The organism is Paenibacillus sp. NRS-1760, from assembly GCF_050467785.1.
In the GTDB taxonomy this organism is placed as follows: domain Bacteria; phylum Bacillota; class Bacilli; order Paenibacillales; family Paenibacillaceae; genus Pristimantibacillus.
Map to the genome: position 1 here is coordinate 302704 of NZ_JBITPK010000010.1, position 15884 is coordinate 318587.

General features: G+C 43.7%; 18 protein-coding genes. 17 read left to right on the plus strand and 1 reads right to left on the minus strand.

What is annotated here, in order from left to right:
• The first annotated feature begins 358 nt into the window (after positions 1 to 358).
• The 14 genes from ACIFSR_RS12370 to ACIFSR_RS12435 all read left to right on the plus strand — a co-directional run bounded on the left by ACIFSR_RS12370 (position 359) and on the right by ACIFSR_RS12435 (position 12521).
• Positions 359 to 1048, plus strand: coding sequence for a hypothetical protein (locus ACIFSR_RS12370; RefSeq protein ID WP_339207701.1), 690 nt, complete (start codon positions 359 to 361; stop codon positions 1046 to 1048).
• Positions 1049 to 1122: 74 nt separating this feature from the next.
• Entirely contained in the window at positions 1123 to 1797 is a 675-nt protein-coding gene (locus tag ACIFSR_RS12375; protein WP_076267884.1) for a DUF2642 domain-containing protein, read from the plus strand.
• 134 nt (positions 1798 to 1931) lie between these two features.
• A complete protein-coding gene (locus ACIFSR_RS12380) occupies positions 1932 to 3059 on the plus strand; it encodes a GerAB/ArcD/ProY family transporter (RefSeq protein ID WP_430057611.1) in 1128 nt (375 codons plus the stop codon).
• Entirely contained in the window at positions 3056 to 4510 is a 1455-nt protein-coding gene (locus tag ACIFSR_RS12385) for a spore germination protein (protein WP_430057613.1), read from the plus strand. Before ACIFSR_RS12380 ends, ACIFSR_RS12385 begins: the two co-directional genes overlap by 4 nt.
• Positions 4507 to 5682 carry a Ger(x)C family spore germination protein gene (locus ACIFSR_RS12390; RefSeq protein ID WP_430057615.1) on the plus strand — a complete coding sequence of 392 codons (1176 nt, stop codon included), beginning with the start codon at positions 4507 to 4509 and terminating at the stop codon, positions 5680 to 5682. Before ACIFSR_RS12385 ends, ACIFSR_RS12390 begins: the two co-directional genes overlap by 4 nt.
• 88 nt (positions 5683 to 5770) lie before the next feature.
• Positions 5771 to 5995: a hypothetical protein gene (locus tag ACIFSR_RS12395; protein ID WP_339207707.1), complete on the plus strand. Its 225-nt coding sequence runs from the start codon at positions 5771 to 5773 to the stop codon at positions 5993 to 5995.
• Between the two features lie 36 nt (positions 5996 to 6031).
• A complete protein-coding gene (locus ACIFSR_RS12400; RefSeq protein WP_339207709.1) occupies positions 6032 to 6427 on the plus strand; it encodes a spore coat protein in 396 nt (131 codons plus the stop codon).
• A gap of 198 nt (positions 6428 to 6625) precedes the next feature.
• A complete protein-coding gene (locus ACIFSR_RS12405; protein WP_076267879.1) occupies positions 6626 to 7117 on the plus strand; it encodes an Lrp/AsnC family transcriptional regulator in 492 nt (163 codons plus the stop codon).
• Positions 7118 to 7133: 16 nt separating this feature from the next.
• On the plus strand, positions 7134 to 8354 hold the full coding sequence (locus ACIFSR_RS12410; protein WP_430057616.1) for an aminotransferase class I/II-fold pyridoxal phosphate-dependent enzyme: 1221 nt from the start codon (positions 7134 to 7136) through the stop codon (positions 8352 to 8354).
• A gap of 95 nt (positions 8355 to 8449) precedes the next feature.
• Positions 8450 to 9022 (plus strand): cob(I)yrinic acid a,c-diamide adenosyltransferase, encoded by a 573-nt coding sequence (locus ACIFSR_RS12415; RefSeq protein WP_339207711.1) that lies wholly within the window; start codon positions 8450 to 8452, stop codon positions 9020 to 9022.
• Positions 9019 to 9978, plus strand: a complete 960-nt coding sequence (locus ACIFSR_RS12420; protein WP_430057617.1) for an RluA family pseudouridine synthase — start codon at positions 9019 to 9021, stop codon at positions 9976 to 9978. The genes ACIFSR_RS12415 and ACIFSR_RS12420 overlap by 4 nt, the downstream gene beginning before the upstream one ends.
• 38 nt (positions 9979 to 10016) lie before the next feature.
• Entirely contained in the window at positions 10017 to 10397 is a 381-nt protein-coding gene (locus tag ACIFSR_RS12425; RefSeq protein ID WP_430057618.1) for an arsenate reductase family protein, read from the plus strand.
• A gap of 8 nt (positions 10398 to 10405) precedes the next feature.
• A complete protein-coding gene (locus ACIFSR_RS12430) occupies positions 10406 to 11611 on the plus strand; it encodes an aminotransferase class I/II-fold pyridoxal phosphate-dependent enzyme (RefSeq protein ID WP_430057620.1) in 1206 nt (401 codons plus the stop codon).
• Between the two features lie 43 nt (positions 11612 to 11654).
• Positions 11655 to 12521, plus strand: a complete 867-nt coding sequence (locus ACIFSR_RS12435) for a 5'-3' exonuclease (protein WP_430057621.1) — start codon at positions 11655 to 11657, stop codon at positions 12519 to 12521.
• A 244-nt stretch (positions 12522 to 12765) separates the two neighbouring features.
• On the opposite strand, the gene ACIFSR_RS12440 is transcribed toward ACIFSR_RS12435, so the two are convergent.
• A complete protein-coding gene (locus ACIFSR_RS12440; protein WP_430057623.1) occupies positions 12766 to 13665 on the minus strand; it encodes a phosphotransferase enzyme family protein in 900 nt (299 codons plus the stop codon).
• Between the two features lie 192 nt (positions 13666 to 13857).
• Between ACIFSR_RS12440 and ACIFSR_RS12445 the strand changes: the two genes are divergently transcribed.
• From ACIFSR_RS12445 to ACIFSR_RS12455, 3 genes are all read left to right on the plus strand, one after another.
• The gene (locus ACIFSR_RS12445) at positions 13858 to 14268 is read left to right on the plus strand and encodes a helix-turn-helix domain-containing protein (protein ID WP_076267870.1); all 411 of its coding nucleotides are present in this window, start codon (positions 13858 to 13860) and stop codon (positions 14266 to 14268) included.
• A 100-nt stretch (positions 14269 to 14368) separates the two neighbouring features.
• Positions 14369 to 15121, plus strand: a complete 753-nt coding sequence (locus ACIFSR_RS12450; protein WP_339207718.1) for a YveK family protein — start codon at positions 14369 to 14371, stop codon at positions 15119 to 15121.
• Positions 15111 to 15767 (plus strand): CpsD/CapB family tyrosine-protein kinase, encoded by a 657-nt coding sequence (locus ACIFSR_RS12455; protein WP_339207719.1) that lies wholly within the window; start codon positions 15111 to 15113, stop codon positions 15765 to 15767. Before ACIFSR_RS12450 ends, ACIFSR_RS12455 begins: the two co-directional genes overlap by 11 nt.
• Positions 15768 to 15884: the final 117 nt, after the last annotated feature.

Sequence of the window (15884 nt, forward strand, 5' to 3'; positions counted from 1 at the left end):
CTCTATTCAGCTAATGCCCAGATGGTCACGATTATTTGGTCATGAATGTTTTCAATCCTAATGATCATAATGGAAAGCTTCCATATCTGAACCAGTAGAGTTCAAAATCTATAATTATACTACTCTATTATTTATAGGGGAATTGCTCAATCTCTCATAAATAGTTAACAATCTAGTACCACTTCTATACGGTATACATATAAATATATTACATTTCGTATCTCATGATAGATGGAGTGAATGGGAGAAGGAGGATGAAAAGCAACAGAGTAATGAATGGGAAGTGAATAGGTCGTAAGGGCGTATTTGAAGACAGGCTTTGAACAACAAACAATGAAATTATCGGAGGGATTTTTTTATGAGTCTATGGTACAACAATGGTTATTCAGCTGGTCAATCGGTTGCTAGTAATAACAATAGCCACAAAAGCAGCCAGAGTGGAAACAAGGATCATAATTTTTTACAAACGATGGTAGGCAAAAATGCAAAAATTAATCGCGGCGGACCGGAATCACTCCAAGGCAAGCTTCACTCTGTAAAAAGCGACTATCTCGTTTTAGTCACAAGTGAAGGTGTCGTATATGTTGCAACTAGCCATGTTAAAAGTGTTACGGAGGCAGGAGCCGGCAATACAAGCAGCGGCAGCAAAGGCAATAGAAGCGGCAGTGGCAGCACAGCGGTTATTAATGCAAGCAATTTTAATGGCATTATCCGTGCCCTGAATCAAACCTTCGTACAGCTTAATTCTGGCGGACCTGAGAAGGTTGAAGGTTTCATTGCTCAAGCAGGAAACAACTCAATTCTTCTCGTTTCCGGTAAAGAGGCTATGCAAATCCAGAACTACCACATCAAATCGATTAAAGCTGCGAGCAACCGTTCTGGCGGAAACAACAATAACAAAAACGAAAACAAAAGCAACAGCAAAAACGAAAACAAAAGCGACAGCAAAAACAACAATAAAAACAAAACACAAGGCAATCGCAGCGGTGGAAAAAGTAATGCAAATGCGGCTGCCGTAAAAACAACTCGCAGTTCAGTAAAAAAATAATAATGGCCTGTCGGGCAAAAGGTAGAGCTTTTGCCCGATTAAGCGATCTATCCGGATGAAAGGAGGTTAATTGCATGAAAAACCGTCATCCGCTGTTGGATAAGCAGGTCGAATTGGAGATTTCAGGGAAAGTAGCGCCTATACGAGGTAAATTGATCGAGTTTGGTCAGGATATATTAGTGCTGCATAATGGAACACAATTTTTGTATATCCCGCTTATTCATCTGCAGCAGCTTCGTCTTTCAACTCATAAAGAAGAAGCAGAAGAAATATATGAAGTACCGGAAATGCCTTTCGAGCCTTATAATGAACCCGTCTCGTACCGAAAAATATTGATGAACGCAAAAGGTATGTTCTCTGAAATTTATATTACAGGTAATCAGTCTATTCATGGTTATTTGACCACCGTTATGAATGATTTTTTCGTCTTCTATTCACCTGTATATCATACGGTGATCATCTCTCTCCACCATATGAAATATTTAATTCCGTACAGTCCTAACGTAACACCATACACGTTAACACCAGAACAATTCCCTCTAAAGCCATCCCCGCTAACCCTTGCAAGAACTTTTGATCAACAGCTTCGTAAATTAATCGGCGAATTCGTCGTGCTTGATCTCGGCGAGAATTCAAATAAAATCGGCGTTCTGAAAAATGTCGATCAAAGCATGATTGAGCTTGCGACTGTAAGTGGAAACCCCGTTTTTTTACATTTTGATCATGTGAAGACGGTTCATATTCCGTAGGAAAGAAGACTATGCTCTTAGCCAGTAAACGGCTTAAGCATAGTTTTTTTTGATCTCTTTAAATAAAAGATTGACAGGATGCATTTAGATACATAGATCTGGAAACATTATCTTTGGAAGGAAGTGACAAGATTATGAAAGTGAAACCATTTGGGATTTTACCCTCTATGTTAATGATGGTTTTGTCTGTTGGACTTGTAAATCATGTTCTGGTTGTACCGCTGCTGCTTGATGCTGCTAAGCGCGATGCATGGATTTCTGTTATTTTTGGCCTTGTAATCGTCCTTCCTTGGGTTTTGTTTCCTTTTTATGGAATACTAAAGCGAATGGATGGAACTCCGTTTGATCAATGGCTCATACAGCTTATGCCGCGGTTTTTGGCTTGGATATTTATTAGTATTTTTCTTCTGGTACAGCTGAGTATTGCTTTTGAATCGCTTATTATTACAGCTTCGTGGACTGCGACAACCTATTTGCCTAATACGCCCTCCATGGTGGTTTGTACTGTTTTTTTAGGTCTTTGTATGTTTGCATCAGTCTCAGGGCTGCGGACCATTGCTTATGTTAGCTGTATATTATTGCCGATCGTTGTGTTTTTAGGCGATTTTGTCATGTCTGCGAACATGCCTCACAAAGATTATCACTATTTGCTGCCTATGCTCGAGAATGGGATGAGCCCGGTCATGAAAGGTATTTATTTTGTGTTGACTTCGTCTTGCGAGTTTTTTGGGTTTATGTTCATTCAGCATCATATCCATGGAAAATTTAAAAGATGGCATTTCATCGTGCTTGTTTTATTCTTATCGCTGCTGACACTTGGTCCGGTAATGGGTGCGATTGTAGAATTCGGCCCTGTTGAAGCTGATAAAATGCGGTACCCTGCTTTTTCGCAATGGAGACTTGTCTCCATCGGAAAATATTTTGAGCATGTTGATTTTTTTGCTATTTTTCAGTGGATGTCAGGCGCACTTATTCGGCTATCGATATCCATTCACATTTTGTCAGAGTTTTGGCCGCTGCGCCGTTTAAAACAGAAGTGGATATCACCTACTGTGCTCGGCGTTATTATTTTGGTCATCTCGGGCGTTGGCATCAAAAATATGCTTCAGGTAAGGACCGCATTACATGCTGCATTTCAGTACACCGGCATTGTCGTCATGCTCTTAACGATCGTAATTTGGATCGTGTCTATGTTTAGAAAAAAACAGGGTGATAAAAAGAGAACAGCCATTATCGGTTCGGAGGAGGCAGAGCAGTCATGATTCATGACGAGCATAATAGTGAGATCGATCATAACGATATTTCGTTGGATCAGTTAAAACACATATTGAAGGATTGTCATGATGTTATTGAATATAAGCTGACACTCGACGTAGACGGTCCAATGGAAGTGACTTTGTTTTATTGTGATGGATTAATCGACAACCAACAATTGCAGCTAGGCTTACTGCCGCTATTGGAGAAATGGGCAGAGCAACTCAGAACGGTACCAGCTGCGGATACTGGTGAAAAACATAAGCCCAGCATGTTATTTAGTAAAATTCAGTCTGGTGATCTTGACAGCAACGTATTTGCACGCTTATTTGCAGGCAGCGTCATTTTGTCTTTTGCTAAATTCGAAGGATTGTTTGAATTTGACATCGCTAATCAGCCAGGGAGGACACCTGAGGAGTCGGTGCTTGAAGTATCGATTCGAGGACCGCGCGACGGGTTCGTCGAACAGCTTTCAACGAATGTTGCATTAGTCCGCATGAGGCTAAAAACACCAGATATGCATGTTGAGTATAGCAAAATCGGCTCCGAGTCATTGACGGAGGTAGCTTTGCTTCATATGGAGGGCAAGGCTGATCCCAAGCTTGTTAAAGAAGCTAGAAGGAGACTGGACAATATTGATATTCCGGCTCTAGTAGGAGGAAGTCAACTGGAGGAGCTTTTATCCGACCGCCGCTTATCATTATTTCCACTCGTTGAATTTGTAGGGCGGCCTGATTATGTCGTTCAATCGTTGCTGCAAGGCAAGGTAGCGATATTGCTCCATGGGTCGCCATCGGCACTTATTGCTCCAGGAAATTTATTGCTGCTCATCAAATCACCGGAGGACGCACATTTACCCTTTTATTATGTTTCATTAGAACGGTTGTTAAGGCTCGTAGGTCTCGTATTGTCTATTTGTTTGCCAGGTTTTTGGATTGCGTTGTCGGCATTCAACACGGATCAGATTCCCTTTACGCTGCTTGCAACCATTACGATGTCGCGAATCGGATTGCCGCTGTCGGCAACGATGGAGATGTTTCTGATGCTGACCATGTTCGAGCTATTCAGGGAAGCTGGCGTGAGATTGCCAAGAGCAGTAGGTCAAACCGTTTCTGTTGTAGGCGGATTGATCGTTGGAGATGCAGCAATCCGTGCGGGCATGACATCGCCAACGATGCTCGTAATGGCCGCGGTAACGGCGGTATCAACCTTTACTCTCGTGAATCAGTCATTAAGCGGCTCTGTAAGCATCATCCGTTACCTTGTCCTTCTTTGCTCATCTGTGCTGGGCATTTTCGGTTTTTTTGTCGGCTCCTTTGCCGTTCTTATCTACATGTGCACGTTAGAATCATTTGGACGCTCTTACTTATACCCGGTTGCACCTATGCGCTTAAAAGAGCTGCTGCCAGCGCTTATACAAATGCCATGGAAGCTTAAGAGTACTAGGAGGGATAAATGATGCTCTTTGCATGGATTGAAAAGCGGGGAATACAGCTTAGAAAGTGTGCGGCACTGACAGGCATCATGTTTATGTCGTTGCTTCTGCAAGGCTGCTGGGATGAAGTTAACTTGGCGGATGTGAGCTATATATCCGCATTTGGCATCGATTATAAGGACGGACAATACGATATTTATGCCCAAACGATTAAATTTGGCCTAATTGCAAAAACAGAATCGCTTCAGCCTGATCCAAACCCGGTTTGGATCGGAAAAGGATCGGGAGATACTGTACTGCTTGCTCTAAATGACCTGGCTCGCTCTGGCCAAACGATTTTAAGCTTGGAGCATTTAAAAACCGTGATCGTACAGGAGAGAGCGATGAGCAAAATTGCTGACATCATGGACGGGGTAAATCGTCAGCGGGCATCGCGGTACACCTCGCTGCTATTTGGAACTAAAGCACCGATTAATAAGATTTTTACTAGCGATACTTTTTTTGACCAATCACCGCTTAACAGCATTATGTATATGCCGGGCCCTCTCGACAGTCAGAGGAGCTTCATTCGTCCTTATTCCTTGCAGCTAGCGGTACAGACGCTGAATGAACCCTCTATGGTAACTACTCTCCCTGCTTTGAATGCAAATGAAGAATACTGGAAAAGAAAGAAACAACCGCTTCAAATCCAGTTAATAGAAGGGATATTTATATTTAAAGATCTTAAATATCTCGGTTATCTTACGGAGCCTGAAGCCACAGGGCTAAGATGGGCAGATCCTGAATTCAAGCATTTTCTGCTCAAAGCGCAAGGGGAAAAAGGGAAAGCAGCAATCGCTGTCGTTTCATCCAGAGGGAGTGTGGATGTGAGTTTTAAAGGTGACAAGCCCATTTTTACATTAAAGATGCGAGTAGACGGGAATGTAGCAGAAATGGATGGCGTTATACAGGAACATGAAATTGTTTCGTCAGTTAAAGCGCGGATTAAGCAGGAGATGGAGGATACGTTCCGCAAGGGGCTGGAGAAGAAAGTTAGTTTCTTTCAACTGGAGCATCATCTGTACCGTTACCATCAAACTTATTGGCAGCAAGCATGCAAAGGCAAGGAGTGGCTGCCAAAGCCCGATCAGTTAATTATAGAGGTGGACTTTCAATTAATTCACACCGGCAATTTCGATTTAAATATTGACACATAAATAAAGGGAATTTAGCTCATAATACGTTTGGCACGAAATAAATGGATCAAATCGTAATTTTGAACCAAGTTTAGAGGAGGATGACTAAATGATGCAGCCAATGACGGCAAAAGAGCTGGAGTACATTGCAGACTCTATGTCCAACGAGGATTTATTAATTAAGCAATGTGCAACGCTTGTTGCTACCGGTACTACACCAGCGCTTAGAAATTTATGCTCACAAATGATTCAAACCCATCAGCAGCACTATGATTCTTTGCTGCATGCGATTTCGCACCATCAGCAAATGGCTCCAACACAGCCTCAACAATAAGAAGGATTTTAAAAGAAGATTAGGAGGTCAATCATAATGCAGCAACAACAAAAGCAATCGATATTGACTGAGGAAGATTTGGCGGGCACGATCCTTAGCGATTTGAAAAGAGTTGTTCGTGAATATGCAACAGCAGCAACAGAATCTACTTGTCCTGATATTCGCCAGCTGTTTACGAAATTGACAGACAGCACGTTGGCACTGCAAGGCCAGCTGTTTACGGCGATGCAGCAAGCGAATATGTACAATACATCCTCGCCTGCGCTGCGTCAGGAGCTGGACAAGCAGGCTAAGCAATATCAGCAAACCAAACAAAAAACAAGCCAGTTTTTACAGCAAAACCTTGGGCAACAGCAAAACCAAACAATGTATACGCCGCAAATGCAGCAGTCCGGCCAATATCAACAAGGCTCACAAACGCATTACATGTAAAGACCCCTTTGGGGTCTTTCCTTTTTATAAGGAATAGGAAGCAGAAGCAGCTTTTACATATGATGCTAATATTTCTCCGCGAGAAGTGCTGAAGCCGCCAAAATAAAGGCTTCAGCCTTTTATGCTTTGATTGCGCGAGGAACAAAAACGTTGTAAAATATTCTTTATAATTGCAGTTGTACTGGAAGGAGTTATACAATGACCGAATTACAGTTGAAAGTGCTTGAACTGCTTCAGGAGGATGCGCGCAGGGATGCAGATTTGATCGCAACCATGTTAGCCGTAACAACCGAGGAAGTAAAGCAAGCCATCGCCGAGCTAGAGAAAGACCATATTATCGTGAAGTATGCGACAGTCGTAAACTGGAGCAAGATTGACGACCAGAAGGTAACTGCACTTATTGAGGTACAAATTACACCAGAACGCGGTCGCGGTTTCGAAGGAATCGCTGAGCGCATTTATTTATATCCAGAAGTAAAATCCGTCTACCTGATGTCGGGAGCATACGATTTGCTCGTTGAGGTTGAAGGAAAAACGTTGAAAGAGGTCGCCTCTTTTGTATCGAATAAACTATCGCCTATTGACGCGGTATTATCCACAAAAACATTTTTTATTTTGAAAAAATACAAACAAGACGGCATTATCTTCGAGGAGCATGAAGGTGATCATCGGTTGATGGTTTCGCCGTGAAAAAAGGGTGATGGCAATGATTAAAGATGAAGAGAAACAACCCTCCACACCTTTGCAGCGTCAATCGATGGCTGATTATTTGTCACCGCTCGTTCGGGGCATCAAACCGTCGGGAATCCGTCGGTTTTTTGATTTGGTCAGTACGCGCAAGGATGTTATTACATTAGGAGTAGGGGAACCGGACTTTGTGACGCCATGGCATGTTCGGGAAGCTGCTGTATATGCGCTTGAAATGGGGAAAACGCAATACACGTCAAATGCAGGTATGCCAGAGCTTCGCGAAGCCATTGGGCAGTACTTAAATGATCAATTTGCCGTAACTTACAACCCTGCGAATGAAATTTTAGTAACCGTTGGCGGCAGTGAAGCCATTGATCTTGCCCTTCGCGCATTTATTTCGCCAGGCGATGAAATCTTGATTCCTGAGCCATGTTATATTTCCTATTCACCAATAACCGCGCTTACCGGTGGAAAACCTGTCGGTATTGAAACGTTTGCCAAGGATGAATTTAAGCTGAAGGCAGAGTCGCTTCAAGCCGTTATAACGCCAAAATCAAAAGTACTTATTTTATGTTATCCAAGCAACCCTACTGGCGGAACTATGACCTATGAGGACTGGCTACCTATTGCAAAGCTAGTGGAAGAGAATGATCTTATTGTTATTTCCGATGAGATTTATGCGGAGCTTACTTACGGCTCCAAGCATGTAAGCTTTGCAGCAATGCCGGGGATGAAGGATCGAACCATTCTTGTGAGCGGCTTCTCGAAAGCTTTCGCGATGACAGGCTGGCGGATGGGTTATGCTTGCGGCCATCCCGATCTTATTGCAGCTATGCTAAAAATTCATCAGTATACAGTGATGTGCGCGCCGATTATGGCACAGTATGCAGCGCTTGAAGCACTTCAACATGGCTTAGAAGAGAAGGACCGCATGGTGGAGGCTTATAATCAGCGCCGGCGTCTTGTCGTAAAAGGATTCAGGGAAATCGGACTCGATTGCCATGAGCCGCAGGGTGCATTTTATGCATTCCCATCGATCGTATCGACTGGCTTATCAAGTGAGGAGTTTGCGCAGCGTCTGCTCGACGAAGCGAATGTTGCAGCTGTTCCGGGAGATGTATTCGGTCTCGGAGGCGAAGGCCATCTTCGCTGTTCCTATGCAACTTCTGTCACGAATCTGACCGAAGCGCTTGATCGAATAGGCGGCTTTGTACATCGCTTGAAGCAAGAAGGCTAATTTAGCGCCTTTAATAAACAGCAGGTCAGGAGCTTATCCGACCTGCTGTTTGCATGAATAGAGAGTAATGGTTGAAAAAAGAGGAGGCAAGGCCGATGAAACTATACACAAGAACGGGCGATAGCGGTCAGACATCTTTAATTGGCGGCCGCGTGCGCAAGGATGATGTTCGTGTTGAGGCATATGGTACCATAGACGAATTGAATTGTTTTGTAGGGCAGGCAGCGGCGGAAGCTGCCAAACATGAAGAGCTGGCAGAAATGGCAGCTTGGCTCGTTGATATTCAGCAGGAGTTGTTTGACTGCGGCTCAGATCTTGCTTACGCCGTTGAAGGCGCGCCTCTAAAAATATCGGCAGAGCCGTCTAAACGTCTGGAAGAATGGATTGACCAATATACGGCAGAGGCACCGGAAATCACGAGGTTTATTTTGCCGGGAGGAAGCTCTGTTTCTGCTGTTTTGCATGTATGCCGAACGGTATGCCGCCGTGCAGAGCGCCGCGTTGTAACGCTTGCAGCGGAGCATTCGATTAATGCCGATGTACAAACGTATTTGAATCGATTGTCCGATTTTTTCTTCGCCGCTGCTAGAGTTGCAAATGCGAAGCTTGGCGTATCAGATACGGAATATGTACGCAGTGCAGAAGTATTTAGGAAGCCGAAAAAATGATGGATAGACTAGAATTATTATATTATCGCCCGCTAGTGGCTGCGGTTAGTGAGGCAGAGCATGGAATGACCGTCCGGCGGGTGCTGGAGCGGCAACTGGGCGTATCACGCAAGCTCCTCTCGCAAGTAAAGCAAACGGAGCATGGACTGACTGTTAACGAGATTCGTGCCTATACGACAGCTCCTGTTGCAGCGGGCGATATCATTCGCGTACGCATGGAGCGAGAAATTTCCGAAGATATTTTGCCGCAGCTTATTCCGGTACAGATCGTATTCGAGGATGAGGATCTGCTTATCGTAAATAAACCAGCTGGGATGATTGTTCATCCGACTCATGGACATTACACAGGGACGCTTGCTAATGGTATCGTCTACCATTGGCAAGAGGCGGGAGAGAAGGTGCGTTTCCGTCCTGTCCACCGCCTTGATGAAGAAACATCCGGACTTGTCGCTATTGCAAAAACCTCCTATGTACATCAACAGCTTTCGGAGCAAATGCAGGCAAACGGTATTTTAAAGCTGTACCGCGCATATGTTTATGGCTGCCCTGCACCAGCTGCCGGAACGGTGGATGCGCCGATTGACCGTGACCCAGACCAGCCGCATGTTCGCATCGTCACGCCGGAGGGTTATCCGTCTATTACGCATTATGAGATGATTGCACATTATGAATCTACTTCGGACAAGCCTGCTGCAGCGGCTGTGCGCTTAAAGCTCGAAACGGGACGGACGCATCAAATTCGCGTTCATATGAAGCATATCGGCTGCCCGCTTATCGGAGATAAAATGTATGGTACTCAGCAAGGTGTGGAGGAAGAGTGGGAGGATGCAGTTGGCCGTCAAGCACTCCATGCCGAGATACTGGGATTTACCCATCCAATTACAAAAAAATGGATGGAATGGCGTGCGGATTTGCCGCCTGAGCTAGAACGATTAGAACGGAGTCTGTCAAAATAAATGGGACTAGTCAGCCCAATGCTGGAGGAAACAAGAGGATGACGAAACAAAAGGAACTAACTATCATTCAATATCCAAAATGCGGTACATGCCGCTCAGCGCTTAAATCGCTGCAAAATAAGGGCAATGATGTCGTATCCAGAAATATTGTTGAGCAAACACCTACAGCTGCGGAGCTAAAGGAGATTGTAAAAACCAGCGGTTTTGAGCTGAAAAAGTTTTTTAACACATCTGGAGATGTGTACAGGGAGCTTGGTTTGAAGGACAAGCTGGCTGACTTGTCTGAAGATGAGAAATATGACTTGCTTGCTTCGAACGGCATGCTGATTAAACGGCCTATCGTGACGGATGGCAAGACGGTTACTGTTGGATATAAGGAAGAACAATACGAACAAGTTTGGAACAATGGAAAAGGGTGAATGGACGTATGTCACAAACCAAATGGCGTTCCAAGAGGCTGTCGCAGCTAGGATCATCCATATTTGCAGAAGTTGCAGCGTGGAAGCGGTCAGCTGTGGAAAGTGGTCTTGATATTATTGATCTTGGCATCGGAAATCCGGATCAGCCGCCTTCGCCCGCCGTTAGACAGGCGCTTAGTGAAGCGGCATTGCGCAGTGATATGTACGCGTATCCAGCAATCAAAAGCGGCTTGCCGTTTCGAGAGCATGCAGCGAAATGGATGAAGCATCGATTTAACGTGGAGCTGGATGCCGGAGACGAGATCGTAACACTGCTTGGCTCACAAGACGGTCTTGCCCATCTTGCTATGGCGCTTTGTGATCCTGGCGATATCGTTTTGCTGCCTAATCCGGGGTATCCGATCTATGCTGCATCATTAGCGCTCGCGGGAGTGGAGTCTGTATTGATGCCGCTGCGCGAGGAGAATGGCTTTATGCCCGATCTGGAGGCAATACCGGATTCGGAGTGGGACCAGGCAACGTTTATTTTGCTCAATTACCCGAACAACCCGATTTCTGCTATAGCGGATATCTCCTTTTTTGAGCGATTGATTGATAAAGCAAAGCGTCATAACGTGTTGGTCGTCCATGATCTTGCATATTCCGAGATGGGATTTGAAGGCTGTGAGCCGCCAAGCATTCTAGAGGTACCGGGTGCAATCGATCATGCGGTTGAATTCCATTCTTTGTCCAAAAGCTTCAACATGGCTGGCTGCAGAATTGGTTTTTTGGCTGGAAATAGAGCAGCAGTCGCCGCTCTCCGCGAGCTGAAAGCGAATATTGACTACGGCGTGTTTGATCCTATTCAAGAGGCAGGAATTGTTGCACTTCAGGAAGCGATAGCAAATGTAGAGAAGCCAAAGGCAGGAAAGCTTTATGAGCAGCGGCGTAATACGTTCCTTGAAGCGCTTCGTGCAGAAGGATGGGATGTTGCTGCACCTCGGGCAACAATGTTCGTTTGGGCGCAGCTTCCTCCTATGCAGTGGTCGCTTAGCGAGCCGTGGACATCCAGGCGAATTTCCCAGGAAATGCTTCGCCAAACGGGTGTCGTCGTAGTGCCTGGGGAAGCTTTTGGCTCCGAGGGTGAAGGTTATGTAAGAATAGCGCTGGTTGAAAGCGAAAAACGGTTGAAGGAAGCTGCGGAGCGGATTGGAAATTTTATTCGTGGGCAATAAATATAAATAATAGTTTGATATGTTTGAGAGGGGTTTTATAACGATGAGTGAACAACGTTTACTTTTGGTTGATGGGATGGCAATCTTATTTCGGGCTTATTTCGCTACTTCATTCGGAGGAAGCGTTCGTAAAACAAGTGCAGGCGTACCTGTTAATGCGGTACATGGTTTTGTTCGTTATTTCATGGATGCAATCAATACGTTTAATCCAACGCATGTCGTATGCTGCTGGGATATGGGTAGCACGACATTCCGTACGGAGCAGTATGATGGTTACAAATCCAATCGTCCGTCTGCGCCAGAGGATCTAATTCCTCAGTTTGATCTTGTGAAAGAAGTTGTTGCCAGCTTCGGTGTGCCGAATATTGGGATCGCAGGATATGAGGCGGATGACTGCATTGGAACACTTGCTGCTGCACTTAAGGATCAAGCGCAAATTTTTGTTGTGACGGGTGACCATGATATGCTTCAGCTGGTGGACGACCGGGTATCGGTTGCGATCATGAAGAAGGGCATCGGGAACTACATGGTGTATACGCCGGAAACGCTAATGGAAGAACGCCAACTTACGCCTATTCAAATTATCGACATCAAAGGGTTAATGGGAGATACGGCGGACAATTACCCAGGCGTGAAAGGTATCGGAGAAAAAACAGCGCATAAGCTTATTCAAGAGCATGGTTCAATCGAGGGCTTGCTTGCTAATTTGGAGGCAGTATCCAAAACAATCCGAGTGAAAATTGAAGCGGATCTTGATATGCTGCATCTATCCCGTGATTTAGCGACAATTCGCTGTGATGTGCCAGTATCGGCAGAGCTTGATGGCTGCTGCTGGGCGTATGAACGTGAAACCGTATTGCTCAAATTTGAAGAGCTAGAATTTAAAAGCTTGATATCGCTTATTGGATAAATGAAAAGGATCTCCTCTTACGGTTATAAACCGTAGTGAGGAGATCTTTTTTTATTGAGGTTCATAAAAATGGGTAATTATAGTTGGATGAACGAGGAAGGAATAAATAGTACATGAAATAAAAAAGTTTGTGCATGGACAGTAGGAAGTGCGAGTCAAGAAGGGCAGCAAAAAAAGGTTGAACATGGCGTAGTCTTGTTCAGCCTTGTTTTGCGTGTTTTGTGAAGGCTTGTGCAACTAAATTTTATATCTTTTTTGAAAAATCGTATAAATCCAGCTCTTTCAAGTATGGGTTGTTAGTGATTAAGCTTAGTATTGTATCACGGGTATTTGTCCCCTTTGGCACTTTTTCATGCCTACTGTACAATATCCATCTGAGGCATGCGATCGCTTCAAAAAGCTGAACGTCATTTTGTGAAATTGGATTTGTTTTTAGATAAGCAGTACGAAATGCAGAAGCATTCTGTTCAGACACATAAATGCTCTTTAAAACGAACGACCATGCAAAATCATACCTTATGTCACCTAACTGCCCATTGGTCCAATCAATGACGGTATACTTTCCATTATTTTCGAGTATATTTGCTAAATGAAAATCACCGTGTATCATTTGTTCTTGATTCATCTCTGTCATGCTCAAAAAATGTGTTAATGCGAGCAATAAATCGGGATGTTCTTTTATGGCAGAATAAAAGTAGTCGATGAAGTCATACTTTGGAAGCTGTACATGTAAGAGCTCTTCCACTGGAGTTTGATGGATACTTGCTAGTAGGAGCGCAAGATCGGACATTTTCTTTTTATTTACTTTCTTAACGGCTGCTCCGTCAAACGATGTGAACAATACCTTTTCGCCATTAGCGTTCATCCCCCAGCCAATAGGCTTCGACACGGATAATCCACGGTCAAAGAGTGCATTCAATAAATGAAACTGGAAACTAACATCAGGCCTGGAGTCCTTGTTCCATATTTTTAATACATAGCTTGTTTGCTCCAAAGTGACCTTAACCACCTCAGCTTCAAAACCTTGATCCATTGTAGAAATGGCTAAGTTATCTTCTTGTTGCAATAGATGATCGATAAGGTCATTTTTCGCTATCCAGTCTATCGATTTAAGCGAATATATCATAAATAATCTCCCTTTCAATAAATATTTACAGCTTCTGCTTTTGCAAAAATTGTACATCTTTGCTGCTTCTTTGCATAGAAAAAAATGGAATGCTATTGACCTGTTCTCATTAAAGAACTAAAATATACATATTGTCTGTTATAAAGTGTTAGTTTGTGTTGTTTTTGTTCAGCTTTACGTTTAGATCTAAACTGGCCGAAGGAGAATATTATGATAGGGGAACGGATTAAAAGTCTACGGGAAAAAAAGGGCTACTCGATCACGAAGCTTGCTGACCTAGCGGGCGTATCCAAGTCCTACTTGAGCTACATTGAACGCAATATGCAGAATAACCCATCTCTTCAGGTAATGGCAAAAATAGCAGCTCCACTAGACTCAAACATTGAATATTTACTCGGAGAAGAGCATTTACCAAAGATTCATATGGATGAAACGTTGGATGAGGAATGGCGAGTCATTATTAAAAATGCGGTTGATGAAGGTATGAGCAAGGGTGATTTCCAAGCACTAAAAGACTTGATCCGTTCAAATATGTGGAAGGAAAGCAGAACGGAGACGAATGTCTACTCTGCTGACAAAAAGAAATCATCAAATATTATTATTCTTCATATCGATAACTGACATGGAATAAAAAGTCGGGAAAGTGTATTGACATGTTCTATATAAAGAACTAATATTGTGTTATTGTTCTTTATAACAAACATAGTAAGCAGGTGTGCAAATGGAAGGTAAACGGCTGGAGGATTCACAAGCATCGCATCATGATCAAGACAGAGTAAAGATTAAAGAAATAAATCTCAAAGCGTTATTTCTCACGGTAAAAAAACGTCTGTGGATAGTCATGGTCATTACTATTCTCTTTACAGTCGCTGCTGGCTTCTTTAATTCAAAGCCTGAAACGCCAATGTATGTATCAAACACGCGGATGATCGTGGCTGCTTCCTCGGATATGATGGGCACAGTGAGGGTATTGTTCAGAGAGCCAATCGTTTTGGATCAGGTAATTGAAAAGCTCGGTCTTAATCTTTCGGCAGCAGCATTACGAAGCCAAATTAGAGTAGACAGTGTAGATGCCTCACTTGTTACCGTAGTTTCTGTTATGGATACCGATCCAAGGCTTGCAGCTGAGATCGCGAATACAGCAGTGGAAACCTACAGGCAAGTAGCATCGGAAGTGCTTGGAATTACGAGCATCAGATTGTTGACGAAGGCAGAAGAAAATCCTTTCCCGATTAATGAAAAAAGCAATCGTATCGTGTACATTGCCTTCTTGCTTGGCATGATTTTGAGCGTAGGGTTAGTATTCCTGCTAGATTCACTCGATGATTCTATCAAATCAGAACGAGAAGTGGAAGAGCTGCTCGGCCTAACGATGCTTGGTCAAGTTAATAAAATTAAACGAAAAGATTATGCTAGCAGTCGTTTGAAAAAACAAAAAAGCATTTCTGTAAGAGGTGAGACGATTGGTTCGTGAACGGCAAAAGGTGTCAAAGTCTTATGTAAACAAAAGCTTACTCGCTTATATTAATCCGCATGGCATCGTATCGGAGCAATATCGAACCATTCGAAACAATATTCATTATGCAGCGAGCGGCGGCAAGGTGCGTTCTTTACTGGTTACTTCGCCCTCAGAGGGCGAAGGGAAATCGACAGCGGCAGTCAACTTAGCAGTCTGTATGGCACAACGTGGCGATAGAGTGCTGATCATCGACGCAAATTTTCGCAATCCAATCATAAACAAAATCTTTAATGTGCAAACATCGCCAGGCTTGTCGAATGTTTTAGGGCAGCAGCTCGAAATTCGTGAAGCGATCTATAATACGGAGGTCGAAGGACTCGATATTTTGCCAAGCGGGCAGCGCCTCTATAATTCGACAGAACTGCTCGATTCACAGCTGATGGTAGATGTAATGGCATTTGCAGATGAGCATTATGACATGGTTCTGCTGGATTGCCCGCCGGTTCTTGGCGTTCCGGATACGAATGCGCTGGTAAGTAAATGTGACGGCGTACTCTTGCTTTTAAAACATGGGAAAACACAGCAGGAGCATGCACTGGAAGCGAAACGTGCCTTGTTGTTTGCAAAAGCTAATATATTGGGTGTCATACTAAATAAGTAGAGCGTTTGATGATATCAATCGGATAGCGCTTTTTTTACGGACTAATGTTCTTTATAAAGCACATTAAGTGTTTGTAAAGGCAATTTCATTCGGTAATGTCTCCTCACCGTTATCAAT